Genomic DNA, 4573 nt, shown 5'->3' with positions numbered 1-4573 from the left:
CCCCAACCACTATTTTTAAATCTTGCGCCTACCACATTTTTCTACACTACTTAGAAACAACTCTTTCCTTCCACCACGCTCTTCCGATCTCCCGGGGGGTCACTGCTCGCCGTGGCTCTCGGCGAGCAGGCGCCGCAGATCACGGCGGCTGGTCTTGCCGACCCCGGTCTCCGGGAATTCGGCGACGGTGACCACCGCGTCCGGCATCTTCCAGGCGGCGATACCGCGCCCGCGCACGAACGCGCGGACCGTGGTCAGCGTCGGCGGGGTCTCCGGGTCGGCGGGCTGCACGAACGCGCAGATGCGCTGTCCGAGAACCGGGTCGGGCGTGCCGACGATGACGGCGTCGCGGATGCCGGGATGTTCGAGCAGATGTTCTTCGAGCTCTTCGGCCGATACCTTCTCCCCGCCCCGGTTGACCCAGTCACCGGCGCGGCCCTTCACCACGAGGTTGCCGTCGGGGCGCAGCGCGACGATATCGCCGGTGCGGTACCAGCCGTCCGCGGTGAAGCTGCGGGCGTTGGCCTCGGGGTTGTCGTAGTAGCCGCGGATCGTGTACGGGCCCTGGGTCATCAGGTTTCCGTCCGTGCCCGGGGCCACGTCGGCATCCGCGTCGTCGACGATCCGGATGCGGTCGTACTCCGACATCGGCCGGCCCTGGGTGCCCACCACCACGTCGAGCGGATCGTCGAGGCGGGTGTAGCAGACCAGCCCCTCGGCCATTCCGAACACCTGCTGCAACGTGGCGCCCAGCGCGGGACCCACCCGCTTGGCCAGTTCGTCCGGGCAGCGCGCCCCGCCGACCTGGAGCACCCGCAGGGTGGACAGATCGGGCAGTTCGCCGCCCTTCTCGGCCCGCTCGACCCACAGCCGCGCCAGCGGCGGGACGAGCCCGGTGATGGTGACTCCGAAACGCTCCACGGCCGCGAAAGCGGTCGAGGGGGTGGGATCCGGTGTCATGGCCACGGTTCCGCCCGCGTACAGCGCGCCGAGGATGCCCGGCGAGCTCATCGGGAAGTTGTGGGCCACCGGCAGGGTCGCGAGATAGACGCTGTCCGGGCCGAGCTCGGTGATCTCGGCGCTGCGGCGGACGCTGTAGAGGTAGTCGTCATGGGTGCGCGGGATGAGCTTGGGAATCCCGGTGCTACCACCGGACAGTTGCAGGAAGGCCACCTCGGCGGCGTCCACCTCCGGCAGGTCGCCGGGTTCGTCCCGGAAATCGGCGAGATCGGCCGCGCCGTCGGCGAATTCGTGGTCCGGGTTGTCGGTGAGCAGCAGGATGTGCCGCAGCCCGGCGACCTCGCTGCGGACCTTGTTCGCCAGGGCCGCGTAGTCGAAGAGCTGGTGACGGTCACAGGTGATCATCGCGACCGCGCCGCTCGCGGTGCCGATCGGGATCAGTTCGGCCTCCCGGTGCGCGGGCAGGCAGAATACCGGGAGCGCGCCGAGATGGAACAGCGCGAAGATTACCTCCACGAATTCGGCGCGGTTGGGCAGCTGCACCAGGACACGGTCGCGGGGTTCGATGCCCAGCCGGCGGAACCCCGTCGCCAGCGAGCGCGCGCGGCGGTCGAGTTCGGCGTAGGTCCAGCGATGGAACGCGTCGACGACGGCGATCGCGTCGGGGGTGCTTTCCGCTCTGCCGGTCAGGAGGCCGCCGAATGTTTCACCCGTCCAACATCTTTCGTGTCGGAACCGGTCGGCCTGGTCCTGCGGCCACGGTGTGAAACCGGGAAGCGCGGGCGTTGGCATGGGGCACCTCTTTCCGATCGGCGATCTTGTTCGATATCACACCGTAACGCTGGCTTTACGATGTAACTGTAGGTTAGGCTAACCTAATGGTCACGAAGCAATGGGGCGAAGGGGTCATCGTCACCGGGGCCGCCGGGGGGATCGGCGCGGCAATCGCCACCGACCTCGCGGCGGACTCCGCACTCGTCTCGCTGTGGGACCTGGACGCCCGGGTGCACGACACCGCCGACCGGATCGGCCGGCAGTTCGACAACACCCGGACCCGGGCCACCGAAATCGATCTCACCGACGCGGCAGCCGTCGAGCGGGCCTTCGACAAGTACCTCGCCGAATTCGGCGCGCCGCGCGTGGTGGTCCACGCCGCGGGCGCGATGATCGGCGGTTCCGCGCTGGACACCCCGGCCGACGAATGGGTGCGATGCCTCGCCGTGAACGCGAGTGCCGCGGTGTACGTCGCGCAGCGGGCGGCCCGTGAGATGGTCGCCGCGGGCGGCGGTTCGATCGTCGTGGTCTCCTCGAACTCCGCCACCGTGCCGCGGGTGAACCTCGCGCCCTACGGCGCCGCGAAGGCGGCCGCCACCGCCTACGCCCGGTCGCTGGCACTCCAGGTGGCCCCACACGGTGTCCGGGTGAACGTGGTCTCCCCGGGCTCCACCGATACCCCCATGCTGCGCGGAATGTACGCGGACTCCGGCGAACACGGACTGGGCGCGGACGCCCGGACCAGCCTGCTCGACGGCGACCCCGGGAACTACCGGCTGGGCATCCCACTGCGGCGGATCGCCGAACCGGCCGATATCGCGGCCACCGTCCGCTTCCTGGTTTCCGACGCCGCGCGCCACATCACCATGCACGATCTGCGGGTCGATGGCGGCGCAACGCTGGATATGTGACACGAGAGGATGATCATCATCAACGCCGAGTATTCCGCGGACACCGCGGATCCCGCCTTTGTCCTGTCCCGGCCGCAACGCACCGTGACCGCGTCCGCCGGGGGCCGTGTCTTCCACAGCGCCGCCGAAGCCGTCGCCCAGCTGCGCGCGCGGCGGGTCACCCATATCGTCGGCGCGCTACCGTTCACCCCGGGCGCTCCCGCGGCGCTGTGGGCGCCGGACACCGTCTCGGTGACCGACGGTCCCCGCACCCCGCGTCCGGTGACCGCGCCCGAGATCGCGGTGACCGAGCAGCTGCCCGAACCCGAAGAGCACGTCCGCCGGGTCGCGGCCGCGGTCCGCCTGCTCGCCGATCCGGACCACCCGCTGCGCAAGGTGGTGCTGGCCCGCCGGTTGCGGGCCCGGGCCGATCGGGCCGTCCGCGCCGCCGACCTGCTGGACCTGCTGGTGTCCACCGATCCGATGGGCAACGGCTATCTGGTGGATCTGTCCGCCGCGGGCGGCGTCTACACCGGGCGGCACCTGGTGGGCTCGAGCCCGGAGATCCTGGTGCGCCGCCTCGGGTCCGAGGTCACCAGCCATCCGCTCGCCGGTTCGGCACGGCGTATCCCCGAGGATCCGGTCGCCGACCGGATCGCTGCCGAGACCCTGCTGGGTTCGGCCAAGGATCAGCACGAACACGGTTTCGTGGTCGATCATGTGGCGAGTGTGCTGCGCGACCGGTGCACCGATGTACACACCCCGGCCGCCCCGGATCTCACCGAGACCCCGGCCATGTGGCATCTCGGCACCACGATCGGCGCGACGGTCTCGGCGTCGGGCCCCTCGGCGCTGGAACTGGCCGCGGCCCTGCACCCCACCCCGGCCATCTGCGGTACCCCCACGGCCGCCGCCGCCCGGCTCATCTCCGAACTGGAGGGCGAACGCGGCTTCTACGCCGGCGCGGTCGGCTGGTGCGATGCCGAGGGCAACGGTGAGTGGATGGTCAGCATCCGCTGCGCCGAACTGGCCGCCGACAACAAGACGCTACTGGCGTACGCGGGCGGCGGCATCGTCGCCGAATCCGATCCCGGCGACGAGTTGGCCGAGACCACCGGCAAACTCCAGCGCGTCCTCGGACCGCTCGGTGTGTCCGGAAGGCCCGCGACCGTGCCCTGACCTCGAAACAACCGCTACTGCGCCCGGGCCCACCGCTGCCGGAGAAAGCCGGTGGGCCACAACAGATGAGGAGTCCTGGCCATGCCTATGCAGCCGATCGCACCGTACGCGATGCCGTCGCTGGACGAGGAGATCACCAACCGGGTGTCCTGGAGACTGGACCCCGACAGATGCGCTCTGCTCATCCACGATATGCAGAACTACTTCCTCACCGCCTACCAGCTGGACCAGGAACCGGCGCGGACGATGATCGCCAATATCGACCGGCTCCGCACCCTGTGCCACGATCTGGGCATTCCGGTGATCTACAGCATGCAGCCGGGAGACCAGCATCCCGACCGGCGCGGGCTGCTCGCCGATTTCTGGGGTACCGGGATGTCGGACGGGCCCGATACCGAGGTGATCGCCGAACTGAAGCCCGACGAGCAGGACATCCAGGTCACCAAATGGCGGTATTCGGCGTTCCAGCGCACGGATCTGCGTCAGCTGCTGGGCTACCGTAACCGTGACCAGCTGGTGGTCACCGGTGTCTACGCGCATATGGGCTGCATGCTCAGTGCCGCGGAGGCGTTCATGAACGATATCCACGCGTTCCTGGCGCACGACGCCGTCGCCGATTTCAGCCGTGAAGAGCATTCGATCGCGCTCAAGTACACCGCCCGCCGCTGCGGGATGGTGCTGAGCACCGAGCAGATGCTCGAGCAGTTGCAGTCCACCCCGGTGCGCTCGGGGGCCTGAACACGGCGCCGGTGCGCCCGGGCCTCCCGGGC

4 protein-coding genes are annotated in these 4573 nt (G+C 69.4%); 3 read left to right on the top strand and 1 reads right to left on the bottom strand.

Annotated features, from left to right (window positions below; genetic code table 11):
* Positions 1-99: 99 nt before the first annotated feature.
* Positions 100-1752 carry a (2,3-dihydroxybenzoyl)adenylate synthase gene (locus ACWDU1_RS29830; protein ID WP_450003567.1) on the bottom strand — a complete coding sequence of 551 codons (1653 nt, stop codon included), beginning with the start codon at positions 1750-1752 and terminating at the stop codon, positions 100-102.
* An 86-nt stretch (positions 1753-1838) separates the two neighbouring features.
* Here ACWDU1_RS29830 and ACWDU1_RS29825 point away from each other — a divergent pair, with 86 nt between their 5' ends.
* The 3 genes from ACWDU1_RS29825 to ACWDU1_RS29815 all read left to right on the top strand — a co-directional run bounded on the left by ACWDU1_RS29825 (position 1839) and on the right by ACWDU1_RS29815 (position 4541).
* Positions 1839-2645, top strand: a complete 807-nt coding sequence (locus tag ACWDU1_RS29825; RefSeq protein WP_450003566.1) for an SDR family oxidoreductase — start codon at positions 1839-1841, stop codon at positions 2643-2645.
* Positions 2646-2654: 9 nt separating this feature from the next.
* A complete protein-coding gene (locus ACWDU1_RS29820) occupies positions 2655-3803 on the top strand; it encodes an isochorismate synthase (RefSeq protein WP_450003565.1) in 1149 nt (382 codons plus the stop codon).
* A gap of 81 nt (positions 3804-3884) precedes the next feature.
* The gene (locus ACWDU1_RS29815) at positions 3885-4541 is read left to right on the top strand and encodes an isochorismatase family protein (protein WP_450003564.1); all 657 of its coding nucleotides are present in this window, start codon (positions 3885-3887) and stop codon (positions 4539-4541) included.
* Positions 4542-4573: the final 32 nt, after the last annotated feature.

The organism is Nocardia sp. NPDC003345, assembly GCF_053589395.1.
This window is presented reverse-complemented; position numbering and strand designations above follow the sequence as displayed.

Excerpts from the sequence above, each read along its gene's own strand:
- ACWDU1_RS29820 (WP_450003565.1), top strand. The coding sequence starts at position 2,655 with ATGATCATCATCAACGCCGAGTATTCCGCGGACACCGCGGATCCCGCC.
- ACWDU1_RS29815 (WP_450003564.1), top strand. The coding sequence starts at position 3,885 with ATGCCTATGCAGCCGATCGCACCGTACGCGATGCCGTCGCTGGACGAG.
- ACWDU1_RS29825 (WP_450003566.1), top strand. The coding sequence starts at position 1,839 with ATGGTCACGAAGCAATGGGGCGAAGGGGTCATCGTCACCGGGGCCGCC.
- ACWDU1_RS29830 (WP_450003567.1), bottom strand. The coding sequence starts at position 1,752 with ATGCCAACGCCCGCGCTTCCCGGTTTCACACCGTGGCCGCAGGACCAG.